Origin of the sequence: Streptomyces sp. NBC_01341, from assembly GCF_035946055.1 — a bacterium.
Classification (GTDB): Bacteria; Actinomycetota; Actinomycetes; order Streptomycetales; family Streptomycetaceae; genus Streptomyces.
The window spans coordinates 7,196,888-7,212,423 of record NZ_CP108364.1 but is presented as its reverse complement, the minus strand read 5'-3'; the positions used below and the strand labels follow the sequence as shown (position 1 = coordinate 7,212,423).

Annotated in this window: 10 protein-coding genes and 1 pseudogene; 8 read left to right on the top strand and 3 right to left on the bottom strand. The window is 69.6% G+C overall.

The features are described from left to right. Window positions 1-56: 56 nt before the first annotated feature. Window positions 57-3,185: an alpha-mannosidase gene (locus OG206_RS31525; RefSeq protein ID WP_327121994.1), complete on the top strand. Its 3,129-nt coding sequence runs from the start codon at window positions 57-59 to the stop codon at window positions 3,183-3,185. A gap of 95 nt (window positions 3,186-3,280) precedes the next feature. Here the strand turns inward: OG206_RS31525 and OG206_RS31520 are convergent. Then, window positions 3,281-3,457: pseudogene (locus tag OG206_RS31520) on the bottom strand (MarR family winged helix-turn-helix transcriptional regulator); the annotation flags it as partial. Further along, window positions 3,456-4,634 carry a L,D-transpeptidase gene (locus tag OG206_RS31515; RefSeq protein ID WP_327122458.1) on the bottom strand — a complete coding sequence of 393 codons (1,179 nt, stop codon included), beginning with the start codon at window positions 4,632-4,634 and terminating at the stop codon, window positions 3,456-3,458. The gene OG206_RS31515 and the pseudogene OG206_RS31520, both read right to left, overlap by 2 nt. A 206-nt stretch (window positions 4,635-4,840) precedes the next feature. On the opposite strand from OG206_RS31515, the gene OG206_RS31510 reads away from it, so the two are divergent. The 5 genes from OG206_RS31510 to OG206_RS31490 are packed head-to-tail and all read left to right on the top strand — an operon-like array spanning window position 4,841 to window position 10,559. Then, window positions 4,841-6,013 carry a lipid II:glycine glycyltransferase FemX gene (locus tag OG206_RS31510; RefSeq protein WP_327121993.1) on the top strand — a complete coding sequence of 391 codons (1,173 nt, stop codon included), beginning with the start codon at window positions 4,841-4,843 and terminating at the stop codon, window positions 6,011-6,013. Then, window positions 6,010-7,677: a murein biosynthesis integral membrane protein MurJ gene (gene murJ / locus OG206_RS31505; RefSeq protein WP_442805925.1), complete on the top strand. Its 1,668-nt coding sequence runs from the start codon at window positions 6,010-6,012 to the stop codon at window positions 7,675-7,677. Before OG206_RS31510 ends, murJ begins: the two co-directional genes overlap by 4 nt. A gap of 46 nt (window positions 7,678-7,723) precedes the next feature. Continuing rightward, window positions 7,724-8,407, top strand: coding sequence for a response regulator transcription factor (locus OG206_RS31500; protein WP_327121992.1), 684 nt, complete (start codon window positions 7,724-7,726; stop codon window positions 8,405-8,407). Continuing rightward, complete coding sequence (locus tag OG206_RS31495) at window positions 8,404-9,927, top strand: sensor histidine kinase (RefSeq protein ID WP_442805924.1); 1,524 nt, start codon at window positions 8,404-8,406, stop codon at window positions 9,925-9,927. The genes OG206_RS31500 and OG206_RS31495 overlap by 4 nt, the downstream gene beginning before the upstream one ends. Next, on the top strand, window positions 9,924-10,559 hold the full coding sequence (locus OG206_RS31490; protein WP_327121991.1) for a hypothetical protein: 636 nt from the start codon (window positions 9,924-9,926) through the stop codon (window positions 10,557-10,559). Before OG206_RS31495 ends, OG206_RS31490 begins: the two co-directional genes overlap by 4 nt. 291 nt (window positions 10,560-10,850) lie before the next feature. On the opposite strand, the gene OG206_RS31485 is transcribed toward OG206_RS31490, so the two are convergent. Next, entirely contained in the window at window positions 10,851-13,379 is a 2,529-nt protein-coding gene (locus OG206_RS31485) for an alkaline phosphatase D family protein (RefSeq protein WP_327121990.1), read from the bottom strand. Between the two features lie 333 nt (window positions 13,380-13,712). Between OG206_RS31485 and OG206_RS31480 the strand changes: the two genes are divergently transcribed. Then, on the top strand, window positions 13,713-14,249 hold the full coding sequence (locus OG206_RS31480) for a hypothetical protein (protein WP_327121989.1): 537 nt from the start codon (window positions 13,713-13,715) through the stop codon (window positions 14,247-14,249). A 343-nt stretch (window positions 14,250-14,592) separates the two neighbouring features. Next, entirely contained in the window at window positions 14,593-15,504 is a 912-nt protein-coding gene (locus OG206_RS31475) for a hypothetical protein (protein ID WP_327121988.1), read from the top strand. The last annotated feature ends 32 nt before the right edge of the window (window positions 15,505-15,536 follow it).

Genomic DNA, 15,536 nt, shown 5'->3' with positions numbered 1-15,536 from the left:
ACCTCCCCCGCCCCGAGCGAACGTGCCGGCACCACACACGAGTGGAGACCTCTCCCATGCCCCGCCCCGAACTTGCCCGTCCCTCCTGGTGGGACTCGAACATGGCCCGAGACATCCTGCGCCGGCGCGCGGTGTCCGCCGAGGGCGACCTCGGCGGACACCGGGTCCAGCTCTCCTGCGAACCGCTCCTGCGCCACGACGGCGCGGGCGGTCTTCTCCAGTCCGTCCGCGTGACAGCGGACAGGCCGCTCACCCGCGCCCGGGTCACCACCGCCACCGGCGGCGCGCTGCGCTGTGACATCGTCTCCGGGCCGGGCACGGACACCCGGCTGCTGGTTCCGGAGGTGGACACTCCCACACCCGTCCTGATCGAGCTGCCTGAGCTCGCTGACGCGGAGAGCGTCGAGCTCCTGCTCACCCCGCAGCGCCACTGGACACTGCACCTGGTCCAGCACGCCCACCTCGACATCGGATACACGGATCCGCAGGGCACCGTGCTGGCCGAAGGACGCACCTACCTCGACTCCCTGCTCGAGCTGTGCCGGACGACCGACGACCGGCCCGACGAGTCGAAGTTCCGCTGGGCGGTGGAAGGCCACTTCAGCTACGAGAACTGGGCGCAGAACCGGCCTCCGCGGCTGGTCGCGGAATTCCTGGACCGGGTGCGCGAGGGTCGCATCGAACTGACGGCGATGCCCTTCAACCTGCACACCGAGACGTGCTCCACCGATGAGCTCCATGAACTTCTGCGCCCGATACGCGAGTTGCGGGAACGCGAAGGGATCGACATCACCACGGCCATGCAGACGGATGTCCCGGGCCAGGTCGTGGGGCTGCCCGATGTCCTCGCCGACAGCGGGATCCGCTACCTGTCGGTCGCGCACAACTGGGCGGGACGCGCGGTGCCGCACCACGTCGGCGGCCAGGACCTGCCTCGCCTGTTCCGCTGGCGGGCTCCGAGCGGCCGCGAGGTCCTGGTGTGGCGTACCGACACACCTCACGGCCTCGCGTACATGGAAGGGTCGATCCTCGGTTTCGACGAATCGTACGACCGTGTCGACGACCTGCTGCCGAACTACCTCTGGGCCATGGCGAACCGCCAGTACCCGCACGAAGGCAAGGGCATCCCGGGATTCCCCGTCCTGGACGAGGAGTTCAAGGGTGACCCCTACCCCTGGGACATCCTGCACCTCCGGGTCCTGGGCAAGTTCGCCGACAACGGGCCGCCGCGCCGCATCATCGCCGACACCGTTCACCGGTGGAACGAGGAGTGGGCCTTCCCCGCACTGCGTACCTCGCGCAACGAGGACTTCTTCGTCGACGCGGAGGAGCGGCTCGGCGACCGGATCGAAACCTACGAGGGCGACTGGACCGACTGGTGGGTCGACGGTGTCGGTGCCGGAGCCGTACCGCTGGCAGCCACCCGCGACGGGCAGGCGGCCCTCGCCGATGCCCAGACCCTCGCCGGCTACGCCGAGATACTCGGGTCCTCGGGCGGTTCAGAGATCGTGCGGGCGGCACCCGAGGTGTACCGCGCCGCGTCCCTGTTCAACGAGCACACCTGGGGTGCCGGTGATCCCTGGACGCACGGCGACCACGGTCATGCCTCGGGCGAGCGCCAATGGCACTGGAAGTACGCCCAGGCCCTGCGGGCCCACGACGGGGCGCACACCTTGCTGGACTCCGCGAGTGCGGCGCTGGGAGAGCGCCTGGCTCCCCGCGAGGGCACGCTCGCCGGCTACCACGTCGTCAACACCTGCAGTTGGGAACGTTCCGAGACGGTCAGGCTCTTCCTCCCCGAGAGCACCGTGCCACTCGCCGACGCGGTTCGGGTCGTCGACTCCCGGGACGACACGGAGCTGGAGGTGACGGAGGAACAGCAGAGCAACGAACTCCACCGGGCAGCCGGCCGGTTCCTGCTGTTCCGGCTGGCGCGCGTCCCAGCACACGGAACGGTTCGGGTGGACATCGAGCCGGCCGGCACCCCTGTGGCCGGCCTGCCCGAACGGGCCGACCGCCCGGCGCCCGGGTCAGTGGTGCTGGAGAACGAGTTTCTTCGCGTCCAGGTCGACCTGGCGTCCGCGTGCATCGGCTCAGTTCTGGACAAACGGACAGGGAGTGAACTGGTCCGGCAGGACGCAACCGTCGGCTTCAACGGATACCTGTACGACGAGTACGCCACGGCCGGCGGATTCAACCACCAGTCCAGCAAGACCACGGCCGACGACTCCATGCACCTGCTGGCCACTCGCAGGACCGCGCCCCCGGCGGCTCTGGTGGAACGTACCTCGGACGCGACCGGCGAGACACTGGTCTACGAGTGCGCCCCGGCCGGCACCCGGCGGCTGCGCGTGCGGGTCCATCTGCCGAAAGCGAGCGCCCGGATCGATCTCGAGAACCGGATCGACAAGTCGGCAACCCTGACGAAGGAGAGCGCCTTCTTCGCCTTCCCCTTCGCGATGCGGTCCCCGCACATCCGTATGGAGGCTACCGGCGGAGTCACCGGGACCGGGCTGCCCACGGTGCCCGGTTCGGCCCGGCACATGCGAGCGGTTCGCCGCTGGGTCAGCCTCCAGGAAGGTACGACGAGCGCGGCGCTGGCCACTCAGGACGCACCCCTGATCCAGGTGGGCGGGATCGCCATTCCCTATGCGCCGTACCCGCAGTCGCTCGCTCAGGACGAGCCGGCAACAGTCTTCTCGTGGGTGCACAACAACATCTGGGACACCAACTTCCCCTCCGAGCAGGCATTTGATCACGTCTTCCGTTACAGCGTCGGGTGGGAGGCCGCACCGGACGTCACCGGTGGAGTGACCGGCATGCGCACAGCGGCCGTCGGCAGCCGCCCCCTGGTCGCGGTACGGGCCAGGGGGCTGGCCGAATCCAGCCCACGCAGCTCCTACGCGTTCCTGGACCTCGACGATCCGCGTGTGCGTGTCGTCGGGCTGACCGTGCCGGAGCCCGGGCGTCTGCTCGTACGGCTGCAGTCGTTCGCGGAGGAACCTGTCACCTGCCGGGTGACTCCGGGCTTCCCCGCCGCCGAGGCGATGTCTGCCGACTATCTCGGCGCCGTGATCGCACCACTGCGCACCGAGGCCGACGGCTCCCTGCAGGTACCGGTGCCTCGTCTCGGCACGACAGCTGTATCCCTGGTGCCGCGGGCAGGGAGCCACGAACTGGACTGAGAGGAGCGTTACGTTCCACCGCGGGTGGTTCTATGCCTGCAGGTGGCAGGGCGGCTCGGGCCGGGGTTCTGGGGGCCGCGTGGAGGGAGGGATGCCTCGGGCAACCCTCCCCCGGCGTCCGTGAGGTGAACGACCATGACCCGCCGGTCGCGGGAGGCGGGCTCACGGGTGAGCAGCCCGGCCTCCTGCACACGGCGCAGGGACTCGGACACGGTGGAGTGGTCGAGACCGGCTTGCTCCAGCAGTTCAGCCTGGGTCCGGCTCTCGCGGTCAGCGCAGCGCGCTCATCTTCTGCCACCGCTCCCACGGCACGTTCCAGTCCCCGAAGCCGTTACCCGGGGCGACCGTCCCCTTGGTGTCCCGGCCCGTGATCTCGAACGGGTCGCCGGGGCGCACCTGACCGTAGAACCAGGCAGCGTCCGCATCGCTCATGCCGATGCAGCCGGAGCTCATGTTGGCCTTGCCGAACCATCGGTGGTTCCACGGTGCGGCGTGCGCGTACATGCCGGACCAGGTGAGCCGCATGGAGTGGTCGACCATCTTGTCGTAGGAGTCGCCGAGGCCGACGGTCTCCGAGTTCATGTTGATCGTGCCTTCCTTGGCCATGAGCACCGCCGTCCCCCTCCAGGAACGCTTGTCGCCGCCGGGCGTGCCACCGGAGACGGGAATGGTGCGGACCGTCCTGCCGTCCCGCTTGAGGGTCAGCAGCTTGCGGTCGAGGTCGACCACGGCGGTCCGGCTCTCCCCGATGCTGAACGTGGTCGTGTAGTCGCGGACGAACCAACCGCCGTCACCGGAATCCGTACCGTTCAGCTCGGCGTGGAGGGTGACCTTCGTACCGGGCTTCCAGTACTCCTTGGGCCTCCAGTCGACCCGGTCCCGGCCGGACCAGTCCTTCATCCAGGCCCACGAACCCTCGGTCCGGCCCGAGGTGGTGATCTTCAGCTGCTTCTCGACCTCGGCTCTGTCGGTGACCGGGTGATCGAATACGAGGGAGACGGGTTGTGCGACGCCGACGGACGTGTTCGTGCCAGGCCGCCAGTCGACCTTGTTGATCTTGTCGGCCCCGGCTGTCGTGAAGACGGACGTGCCCGCGCCCTTCCTGCCGCCCCCGGAGACGGTGGTGGTGGTCACCGTGTACGAGGTGCCCGGTGCCGTCTTCCGCCGGGAAACCCAGCTCGCTCCGTCCGAGGAGATCGTGCCGGTCAACGCGTGGCCGTCGCCGTCGGCGACGGTGACCGAGGTGAGCGCCCCGCCCGCAGCCGTGACCTTCACCGTGCCGCCGGCCCGGACTCCCCGGCCCTCGGGCACGACGGTCACGGTCGCCTCCCGGCCCGGTGTCTCCCCCACACCGCGGTGGCCGGCGCCTCCGGCCGTGGGCACGGATTCGGGTCCCCGCGAACAGGCGGCGAGCGGTGCCATCAGCACCGCGACCGCCGCGATGCACATCCGTATGTGGCTCAACGGAGCCTCCGTCCATGGTCGATCGGTGGGGATGCCGGCGACTTTAGGGCGGAGAAACCGCAGGTGACAGGTGCTGCGGCCATGTGACGACGACCGTAGGGAAACAGTCTTCGTCCGGTCACATCCGGCGCGCGGAACGGTCACGGACCGCTGTGAGTATCGACGGTATTCCGCCCGCAAGGAGGCTCACCTTGTCAGCAATACTCGTGACGGCCGGCCGCGGCCATGAACTGCCGCTGGGACCCGTCACCCCTGCCGTGTACCGCGCGTTCCTGGCTTCCGGGGAAGGCGAGGAGCTGGGCCCCGGTTTCCTTCAGTGCCCGGCCTGGGCGCAGGTCAAGGACGGCTGGCGCGCGCAGCTTGTGGGCTGGGGGCCGGACCAGGAGACCGGCACGCTGTCCGGCGCGGCGCTCATCCTGCTACGCCAACTGCCGGGGACACGGAAGTACTTCGCGTACCTGCCCGAGGGACCGGTCGTCGACTGGGCGGATCCTGGCATCGACGGCTGGCTCGGTCCGTTGCTGCGGCACCTGCGGGCGGCGGGCGCCTTCGCCGTACGGATCGGGCCTTCGCCGGCATACCGACGCTGGAGCGCGACGCGGGTCAAGTCGGCGACGGGGACCGGCCGGCGGCTTTCCGACGTCCTCGCGAGCCACGTCGACCCGCTGGGCGCGGCGGTCGCCGAGCGCCTGCGTGCCAGGGGGTGGCAGAGGTGCGGTGGTGAGGAGGACGGGGACGCTCAGCCGCGTCACGTCTTCCAGGTGCCACTCGCGGGACGCGGGCCGGAAGACCTGTGGGCCGGACTCAACCAGGAGTGGCGACGCAACGTCCGCCGAGCCGAGAAGTCCGGCGTCGAGGTCGTCGTCGGCGGTGCGGCTGACCTGCCCGAGTTCTACCGTCTGCTGCGGATCACCGAGGAGCGCGACGGCTTCCGGCTCGGAAGGTCCCTGGAGTACTACGAACGTCAGTACGCCGCGCTCAACTCTGAGGAGCCCGGCAGGATGAAGCTCTACCTCGCCCGTCACGCAGGTGAGACCCTGGCCGCCCACACGATGGTCCACGTGGGCCGCCGGGTCTGGTACCAGACGGGCGCCTCCGCCGGCCACCGTCGCGAGGTGCGCCCTTCCAACCTGCTGCAGTGGCGCATGCTGCTCGACGCCCGGGCACTGGGCGCCCACGTCTACGACATGCGCGGGGTACCCTCGACCCTCGATCCGGACGACCGTTCCCATGGATTACTGCGCTGGAAACTCGGCACGGGCGGTGAGGTCGTCGAGACGCTGGGCGAGTGGGAGAGACCGTTGGACGGGACGGCCAACCATGCACTGCACCGCGCGTTCCAGGCGTACTTGGCGCGCCGGTGAACGCCCCGGCCTCCACGGCGCCCGCACCCGACGGGACGGTGGGGCCGCGGAACCCGTCGGTCCTGCGCAGTGGCGTGATCATGGCTGCCGGGTCGGTCGTCTCGCGGGCGACCGGGTTCGCACGGTCCGCCGTGATCGCGGCCGCCATCGGAATCGGGCTGACTGCCGACGGGTACGCGGTCGGCAACTCCGTCCCCACCATCGTCTACATGCTGCTCCTGGGTGGTGCCCTCAACGCCGTCTTCGTACCTGAACTGGTCAAGGCCGCCAGGCAGCACGAGGACGGTGGGGCGGCCTACACCGACCGGCTGCTCACCGTCTGCGTGCTCGCCCTGCTCGTGATCACCGGGGCGGCCGTCTGGGGCGCGCCCGCGATCGTCGGCGCGTACACCGACTACACGGGCGAGCAGGCCTCCATGACCGTCGCCTTCGCCCGCTACTGTCTGCCGCAGATCTTCTTCCTCGGGCTGTTCACCCTGTTCGGTCAAGTACTCAACGCACGCGGCCGGTTCGGCGCGATGATGTGGACGCCCGTTCTCAACAACGTCGTCGTGATCGGCGTCTTCGGCGCGTACCTCGCCACCGGTGACGGGGGGTCGCTCACCGAGGCGGAGACCGCGCTGCTCGGCTGGGGCACCACCGTCGGCATCGCCGTCCAGGCCCTGGCCCTGGTGCCCGCCCTGCGCGCGGCCCGCATCGGCTTCCGTCCCCGCTTCGACTGGCGGGGCAGTGGGCTCACGCGACCGCTGCGGTCGGCAGGCTGGCTCGTGCTGCTGGTGCTCACCAACCAGGCGGCGTACTGGGTCACGACCCGGCTGGCTACGGCAGCGGGCCTGCGCGCACATACGGACGGCGTCGACGGGGGTGCCGGTTTCAGCGCGTACAACAACGCCTATCTGCTGTGGGCCGTACCGCACGGCATCATCACGGTGTCACTGGTGACCGCGCTGATGCCCCGGATGAGCGCGGCGGCCGCCGACGGCGACAGGACGGGGGTACGGCGCGACCTGTCGTACTCCCTGCGCACCAGTGCGGTGGCCGTCGTTCCCGCCGCTTGCGCCCTGTTCGCCCTGGCCCAGCCCGTGATGGCGCTCGTGTTCCAGTACGGCGAGACGGACGCGGGTGACATCGCCGTCATGGCGGGCACGCTGATGGCGTTCGCACCGGGGCTGGTCGCCTTCTCGGGGCAGTACGTCCTCAGCCGCACGTTCTACGCCCTGTCCGACACACGCACCCCCTTCCTGCTCAATCTTCTGGTCGCCGGCCTGAACGCGGGCTTGTCCGTGGCCGCGTACGCGCTTCTCCCCTCGCGCTGGGCGGTGACCGGCATCGCCGGGGCGTATTCGCTGGCGCTGTTCGCGGGCTGGGCCGTCACCGCCTTCGTGCTGAACCGCAGGCTCGGGGCGCGGGACACGCGGGCGACGAGTCTGTGGCGCTCCGTCACCGTCGCCGCGCAGGCGCGGCTGTTGCTGGCCGCCGTCCCCGCGACGCTGTTGGGGTATGTCACGGCGCGCTGGGCGGCTCCTTGCGGGACGGCCGCGTCCGCCGGCGCGGGGGCGGTCGCCATCGGCGCCGTCTTCCTGCTGCTGGCCCGCCCCCTACGGCTGACAGGGATCTCCGCGTTCGTCGGGGGCGCGGCCGCCCGCTTCCGCCGAAGGCCATGACCGGTCACACCGCCATCCGTCTCCGGTTCCCAGGGATACTGTGTCCATGTCACGCGTGCTCCTCATCGAAGACGACCCCTCCGTGCGCGAAGGGGTCGAGCTCGGGTTGCGCCGCCGCGGCCACGAGGTGCGGACCGCCGCCACCGGCGAGGCCGGGCTCGCCGTTCTCGGCGAGTTCCGCCCGGATCTGCTGCTGCTCGATCTGATGCTCCCGGGTATGAACGGCGTGCAGGTCTGCCGCCAGGTGCGGGAGGAGAGCCAACTGCCGATCATCATGCTCACCGCGCGCGGCGACGACTTCGACGTTGTCATCGGCCTGGAGGCCGGTGCCGACGACTACATCGTCAAACCCGCACGCACCGAAGTCATCGAGGCTCGTATCCGTGCCGTGCTGCGCAGGATCGAGGCTCCTGGCGGCGGCCGGCCCGCCGTGGAGTTCCACGGCGATCTCGTCGTCGACCGGGCCGGGCTCACGGTGGTGAAGAAGGGGAATCGCGTCGCGCTCGCCCCGTCCGAGATGAAGCTGCTCCTCCACCTGTCCGCCGCACCCGAGCAGGTGTTCAGCCGTCAGCAGTTACTGGAGCACGTGTGGGAGCACAGTTACCACGGCGACGCGCGTCTCGTGGACGCCTGTGTACGGCGGCTGCGCAACAAGATCGAGGACACACCGGGGACGCCGCGCTACATACAGACCCTGCGGGGCTTCGGCTACCGCTTCGGACCGCTGTGAGCGTCCCCGGCGCCCCCTCCTGGCGCGCCGCCTCCTCCGAGCCGCGTGCCGTCCGACGACGTCGGGCGGTTTCATTCGGACTGCGTTCCCGACTCGTCCTGGCGTTCCTGCTGGTGGCCGCGGTCAGCGCGGGCACAACCGCCGCGCTCACCTACCGCGAGGCGCGCAACGCCGTCCTCGCCGGGGCGCAGGACACCGCGATGACGTCCTTCCGCGAACAGGCCGAAACGCTGGCCCCCGCACTGCCGGTGGACCCGGAGATGCTCCGGGAGTCACTCTTCGTCATCGCAGGCAAGGCCAAGCCGCACCCCTGGATCGTGTTCGCCGAGTACGGTTCGCTGCGCGTCTCCTCCGGCACGAGACCCACCTCCTCGGTGGTCACCCCCGAGCTGCGTCGCGTCACCCTGTCCACACCGCAGGGCGGCTTCCAGCGGGTCGTCAGCAACGGCGTTCCCTTCCTCACCATCGGCATCGCCGTCGTGACCAGAACGGGCGTGAGTGACAGCAATCTGCCCACCGGGCTCCTCCTGTTCGCGGTGATGAGGATGACGGACGAACAGGACGATGCCGACGCCCTGCTCCGCGCCGCACGAAACGGGGCCCTGCCCGGCCTCGCCATCGCCCTCGTGCCCGCTCTGATCGCGGCACGCAGTGTGCTGCGCCCGGTGCGCGCGCTGAACAAGGCGGCCCGTTCCATGGGCAGCGGCCGCCTCGACACGCGCATCCAGGTTCGGGGCAGCGACGAACTCGCCGATCTTGCCAGTACGTTCAATGAGTCTGCCGCCCTGCTGGAACGCTCTGTCGACGCGCTGCAACAGGCCGAGGCACGTGCCCGTCGGTTCGCCTCCGACGTCTCGCACGAACTGCGGACTCCTCTCGCCGGAATGCTGGCCGTCACCGAGGTGCTCGACGAGGACGCCGGCGGCCTCGACTCCGACACCGCGCGGGCGGTCCGGCTGATCAGCGCGGAGACCGGCAAACTCGCCGTGCTCGTCGAGGACCTGATGGAGATCTCCCGGTTCGACGCCCGCGCTGCCGAGCTGAACACCGACGAGGTCGATGCCGCGGAAACCGTCCGCAAGTCCCTCCACCACCGGCACTGGGACGACCGCGTCCACACGGAACTGCGCGACGGCATCCGGATCCGGCTCGACCCGCGCCGGTTCGACCTCGTGGTCGCCAATCTGGTCGGCAACGCGCTACGGCACGGGAGCGAGCCCGTCACGGTGCGGCTGGACACGGGTACGGCCGGGGACGGCACGAACGTGCTGATCACAGAAGTCACAGACAACGGTCCTGGCATCCGACCCGAGGTGCTGCCGCACATATTCGACCGGTTCTACAAGGCCGACGCGGCCCGTAGCCGCTCGGCCGGGAGCGGTCTCGGACTCGCGATCACGCAGGAGAACGTACAGCTGCACGGCGGCAGCGTCCGCGCCGCCAACAGACTTGAGGGCGGGGCGGTCTTCACGGTCGAGCTACCGCTGCGTGCCCAACGCGCAGGGGAGGCATCAGAATGAGACAACCACTCCGTCCCGTCGCGGCGGTGACGGCTCTGGCGGGACTCACCGCGTGCGGCATCCAAGGAACGGATGTCATAGGGGCGAGCGGCCCGGCCACCATCGACGTGCTGCCGGCCCGGCAGGTCCGCATGCTGCTCTTCTTCCTCTCCCCCGACGGCACCCTGATGCCGGTGCCCAGGATCGTGGGCGGCGAGGATGCGCCGGGGTTCGGCGAGGAGTACAGCCTCGAGGACGACGACAAACAGGGCTCGGAAGGCCCTGAACGTCCGTCGACCGTGAAGACTGTCGCCGCCCTCGTGGCGGGCCCTCAGGAAGCGGAACGCCGGGCGGGCCTGCACAATGATCCGTCCCTGACCTCCCTGAGCGCCGTCTCCCGTGTTTCACTCTCCGGTGACAGCGTCGACGTCTTCATGGCGGCTCCCCTGAGCGGCCTGACCGGGACGGCCCGACGTCAGCTCGTCTGCACCGTCGCGTATGCCGAGAGCCCGGACGGCAGGGTCAGGGTGACGCTGCGGGGTACGAACGGTGCGCTGGCCCCGGAGCAGTGCGACACATGGACGATTCCGGCACAGACCGAGGCGCCGTCGAAGAAGGAGTCGCCGAGTGTCGCCGCGGTGGATCCGAGCTGAAAGAAGTAGGGCATCCGGCTGGCCGGACCGCTGGCGGCGGCAAGGTGGCCACCCGGCTGTCGCGGAAGGAAACGTTCGCGACCCGGTCACAGTGACCGTGCGGCGAACGTTCCCGCGAACCCGGATCAGCCCCAGCCGTTCACCGCAGCCCCGCTTCCCGACGGCGACTCGGAACCACCACCGTCGTAGACGTGACGCCGTTCGCCGGCAGGGGATGCGAAACGGGTTGCCGGAGCGGGCTACGAGCGCACCCTTCCGTCAACACGACGTGCATGAACCACACTTCGCTCGTCACAGGGTGGCGAGTACCGCGAAGGGGTCCGCAGCGCCACCGTTGTCGACAGCGGCAATCCTGCGGCGAAGCGTGAACGTGGCGTCGGGCTCGATCGTGACCTTGCGCTGGCTCATCACCCAGATACCTGTGGCGTAGGCGGTGAAACCCGGCTCGTCGTAGAGCAGGCCGTATGTCTGGGCATCCGAACCTGTCATGCCGATCCACGGCCGGGTCGGGGTGAAGTCCGCGGGGGCGGACGCGGTGATGGTGCCATGTCCGGCCACCCCGCTGCGCTGGCCTGCCCCGTCGTGGTCGAGTACGTCGCCCAGCCAGAAGGTGCGGGACACCGTGCCGTTGTTGGTGAAGGTGGTCTCGGCCGCGACCCACGGCTCGTCCTGACGGATGGTGAAGGTGGTGGCCACGAGAATGTCCGGTACCTGGGTGCTGACGCCGGTGAACCGGGCAGATGCCTCGGCGCCGTCGGCCGAAAGCACTTCGAAGGCCGTGGATCGTACGGTCAACTGCTGCCAGGCGTTGGTTCCGCGCGGCTGGGCGGTCGAAGCGTAGGGCAGATTCATCCAGTCCAGTTGGTCCAGATGTCCGACGGCCGCGAGGTCCAGCGGCTTGCCCGACGTCACGCCGGACAGCTGAGGGTCCTCCGAGCCCGCTGAGACCGCCATGGCCATCATGCTGTTGGACAGGACGAGGTCGTTGGCCGTCGCTTGGGACTGCGGGCCGGGCACATAGCGGCCGGTAGCCGCGCGTACCGCTGCCTTCCGCAAGGCGATGTCGACCCGGGTCTGGTTGTCGGGGCGCACCGTCACCGCGACGGTCTCCTGCTCGTAGCCGACGCCGTTGACGGTGACCGTGTAGTCGCCAGGTGGCGCGAACGCCAGGAATTCGCCGGTCGCGTCGGTGATGCTGGTACCGAAGGTCGTGCCGTCCGACGTCTTGATCGCGATCTGTACGTTCGGTGCGTTCCGCCCCGTGGCCCGGCTGATCACCCGGCCGACCAGTCCGTCACCCGCGTCGATGCGCCGGGCCCCGGGCCTGCCGTCCTTCACCTCGAACGCGGCGATGGTGTACGCGGGCGAGGCCCCGTCGCCCGCCGCGAGCACGATGCGCAGGTCTGACCGCCATCGATCGGGCGTCACGTCACACATCACGTAGCCGCGATACGTACCGTTGTAGAACCGTACGTGCGGGTTGGCGGGGAGACCCGCGCGGACATCGGCGTCCCAGCCCGCACCCGAGGAGATCGAGGTTCCGACGAACTCGGTGGCAAGGGTCTCGGATGTGGGTACGTCGAAGTCGGCCTTCAGGTCGTTGACCCAGTGGGTGTGCCAGTCACCGCCCAGCACCACAGGGTTCGACGGCCGTTCTCCGGCGATGAAGTCGAGGATGCGGTCGCGGGCGCCCGCGTAGCCGTCCCACTGGTCCAGGTTGACGATCGTGTCAGGTCCCAGGTCGTAGTCGAACTGGGCCATGATGGTCTGCTGAGCGATGACGTTCCAACGGGCCTTTGAGGTGGCCAGGTTATCCAGCAGCCACTTCTCCTGCTCCGGTCCGGTCATCGTGCGCTCCGGGTCCCAGACGTCCGGGGTCTGGGGCTTCCGGCCGTCCCCGTTGGCCTGGTCGGTCCGATACTGCCGCGTGTCGAGCACACTGAACTCGGCGAGCCTGCCGAACTGGACCTTCCGGTACATCAGCGCGTCGGCGCCCTTCGGCTTCTGCTCGGGCCGCATCGGAAGGTGCTCGTAGTAGGCCTGGTAGCCGTTGGCCCGCCGCTCCAGGAACGGGCGGCCGTCACCGGCCGCGCCCTCGATGTCACCGGCGTAGTTGTTCTGTACCTCGTGGTCGTCCCAGGTGAGGATGAACGGAAAGCGGGCATGCACGGCGCGCAGGTCCGGTGAGGTCTTGTAGAGGGCGTGGAGTCGCCGGAACTCGGCCAGACTGCCGCCGGATGTCTCGTATATGTAGTCGCCGAGGTGCAGTACGAAGTCGAGGTCCTGCTGGGCCATGTCGCGGTAGGCGGCGTAGCGGCCCCCCGTCCACGACTGGCAGGATGCGACGGCGAACCGCATGCGGTCCACCCTCTTGCCCGGCGCCGGCATGGTGCGAGTGCGTCCGGTGCGGCTGACCGCTCCGCCGGCTCGGAACCGGTACCAGTACCAGCGGTCCGGTGCGAGGTCCTCGACCACCACATGCACGGTGTGGGCAGCTTCCGGCAGGGCGGAGACGGACCCGCTGCGGATCACCTTCCTGAACGTCTCGTCGCGTGCCACTTCCCACTGCACCTCGACGGGGTCGGCCGGCATGCCACCGGTTTCGGCGTTCAGCGGGTCCGGTGCCAGACGGGTCCACAGCACGACACTGTGATGGTCGGGGTCACCTGAGGCGACACCGAGGGTGAAGGGCACCGTGTCGAGTTCAGCGGCCTGGGCAGCGAGTGCCTCGCTGAGCTGAGTGGTGGTCAGGGCGAGGACAGCACCGCCGGCCAGGCCAAGGAACCTGCGCCTGTCGAGAGTTCTCAAGGGGTTGGTCATGGTGCGTGAGACTGCAACACGAAGATCGCCGACCGGTTGGCCGCGAGGCGAACAGAGCATGTCCGCATGCGGTCGAGATCGGTTTCGTGGATTCCGGCGCGATCCTCCCTCCCGCCTGAGCATCAGGGCCCCGAACAGGCCGGACCTGTGCAAGCAGGCTCCCCACGGCACACCGACACCCATGGGACGCACCGTGCAAGATGACACGAAGGGTGGGAAGATCCAGAAATCGCCGTCAGCCCGATGTCGTGCGCGGGCGTGGCGTCGTGTGCCCTGACATCACACGGGTGACTATATGCGGACACAGTCCCCTCCCCGCACCGAGGCGATGCGATGCCCGACCGCGCCGACCATGCCCGCCGAAGGGGCGTCCTACCGACGTCGGGCTTGCGACACCGACCGACGGAGCAGTCGCTGTTCGGCGGCATCTACGGTCTGGTACTGGCAAGCGCCCTGGTGGCCGCTCTGGATGGAACGGGCGAGGACGCCGATCCTGGACCGGACGCGCTCTGGGTACTGCTCACCGCGCTTGCGGCGGGTGCCGCCCACGGCTACGCGCACGTCATCGCCCAGCGTGCGTCCGCCGACGGGGCGGCCGCCGTCAGCAGACTGCGGTTGGTGCTCGCCGAGTGGCCGCTGGTCGCCGCCGTGCTGCCCACGGTGGCGATACTGCTTGCCGCAGTGGCCGGGTGGTGGTCAGAAGCCACGGCTGCCGACGCAGCCTTGCTGCTCAACACCGTCGCCCTGTTCAGCTGGGGAGCCTGGGCCGCCCGCACCGCCGGGTACGGCCGGCTGTCCTCGTGCCGGGCGGGAGGCATGGACATGCTGATCGGCCTGGCGATCATCATCGCGGATACGCTCATCGAGTAGCCACCTCGGCAGGCAGAGGGCAGCCCCCGGACTCGGCTTGCACGCGCCCTTGCGCAGCACGGTGCTCGGCGTCGGTCCACCGGTCCGTCAGGGTGGCAGCGTCGCGGAGGACAACACCGGGGCGAGCGTTGACTGACGCGGTGCTGGAGCACGTCTTGGACCGACCGGCCGGCCGAGCGGGCCTGGACGTGCCTCTGAGTACCCGATCATCTATTAGGCTGACGTAACAAAGGTAGACATGCCCCTCGGAGGCGGAGAGGTCGCCGACGTGCCGTGGCCGGAACACCGGCACGACCTCGAGAGCTGCTTCCATGCCCGTCCCCGGCAACCCGGAGTCTGAACGGTGCCTCACTCACTGACACCCCGTGACAAGAGGAACCTGCCCGCCGTCAGCGTGCCTCCGCTGATTCGCCTCGACGCGTACGTCGCCGAGGACGGGTCCACAGTGGTCAACGGCCATCTGTTGGAGATGGGAGGCACGCGCCCGGCCAATGAGGCGATTCTGGACGCGGTAGCCATGTTCGCCCGCACCCTCGGTGCACCGGTTGCGGCTACCGTCATCGACCGCAGCGTGCGGCAGGTCGCGCGGCTCCGGGTGTACCCCGATGGGTCCAGCCTGACCATCGCCGACGAGGAGGACCTGCCGCACGGGCGCGAGCGAACCTTCGCGGAGGAGGAGGCGTTTCCTCCGCTCGCCCGCGTCGAGCGGATCATCGAGCACGCCCGACGCCAGGAACTGCACGCGGCGTTCGTCCTCGCCGGGGCACTGCGGGAGCACCTGACGCTCCGCCGGGGCGCGGAGGACGAACTGTCACTGGAGGCCAGGGCGATCGAGGCGTACATCGCCTATCTGCGCGGCGACTACTTGATCTCCACCATCCTCGCGCTGACGGTCGCACGCATCCGTTGCAGCACGGATCTGGACCGAGCCGTGCCCGAGGTCGCCCGTGCCACCGCGGCATGGCAGCGGCTGCGCGACGAGGGACAGGTAGCGACCCGAGGAAGGGAACTGCTCCATATGTGGGAGCGGTTGGCCGCAGGGGGACTGTTGCAGGAGGAGTCCCATCACGCGATGGCCCGGGCCGTCCGGAGCCGGCTGGCACGGGGCGTCGGGCATGCGGAAGAGCCCGCTCCCGCCCCCGCACCGTCGTTGGCTGCGGCTCAGGGCGTGGTCGCCCCCGAGGACCGACCCTTGAAGCCCACCCGGAGGGGACTTCGGCGCTTCACGAGGCGGCCGGCCCGAGCTGACGACTGACAAGCCACCGCGTCCGGGGACCCGGTCCTCTG

What these genes read in the sequence shown, in the direction of transcription:
- OG206_RS31525 (WP_327121994.1), top strand. Translation starts at nt 57, where the DNA reads ATGCCCCGCCCCGAACTTGCCCGTCCCTCCTGGTGGGACTCGAACATG.
- OG206_RS31515 (WP_327122458.1), bottom strand. Translation starts at nt 4,634, where the DNA reads ATGTGCATCGCGGCGGTCGCGGTGCTGATGGCACCGCTCGCCGCCTGT.
- OG206_RS31500 (WP_327121992.1), top strand. Translation starts at nt 7,724, where the DNA reads ATGTCACGCGTGCTCCTCATCGAAGACGACCCCTCCGTGCGCGAAGGG.
- OG206_RS31490 (WP_327121991.1), top strand. Translation starts at nt 9,924, where the DNA reads ATGAGACAACCACTCCGTCCCGTCGCGGCGGTGACGGCTCTGGCGGGA.
- OG206_RS31485 (WP_327121990.1), bottom strand. Translation starts at nt 13,379, where the DNA reads ATGACCAACCCCTTGAGAACTCTCGACAGGCGCAGGTTCCTTGGCCTG.
- OG206_RS31480 (WP_327121989.1), top strand. Translation starts at nt 13,713, where the DNA reads ATGCCCGACCGCGCCGACCATGCCCGCCGAAGGGGCGTCCTACCGACG.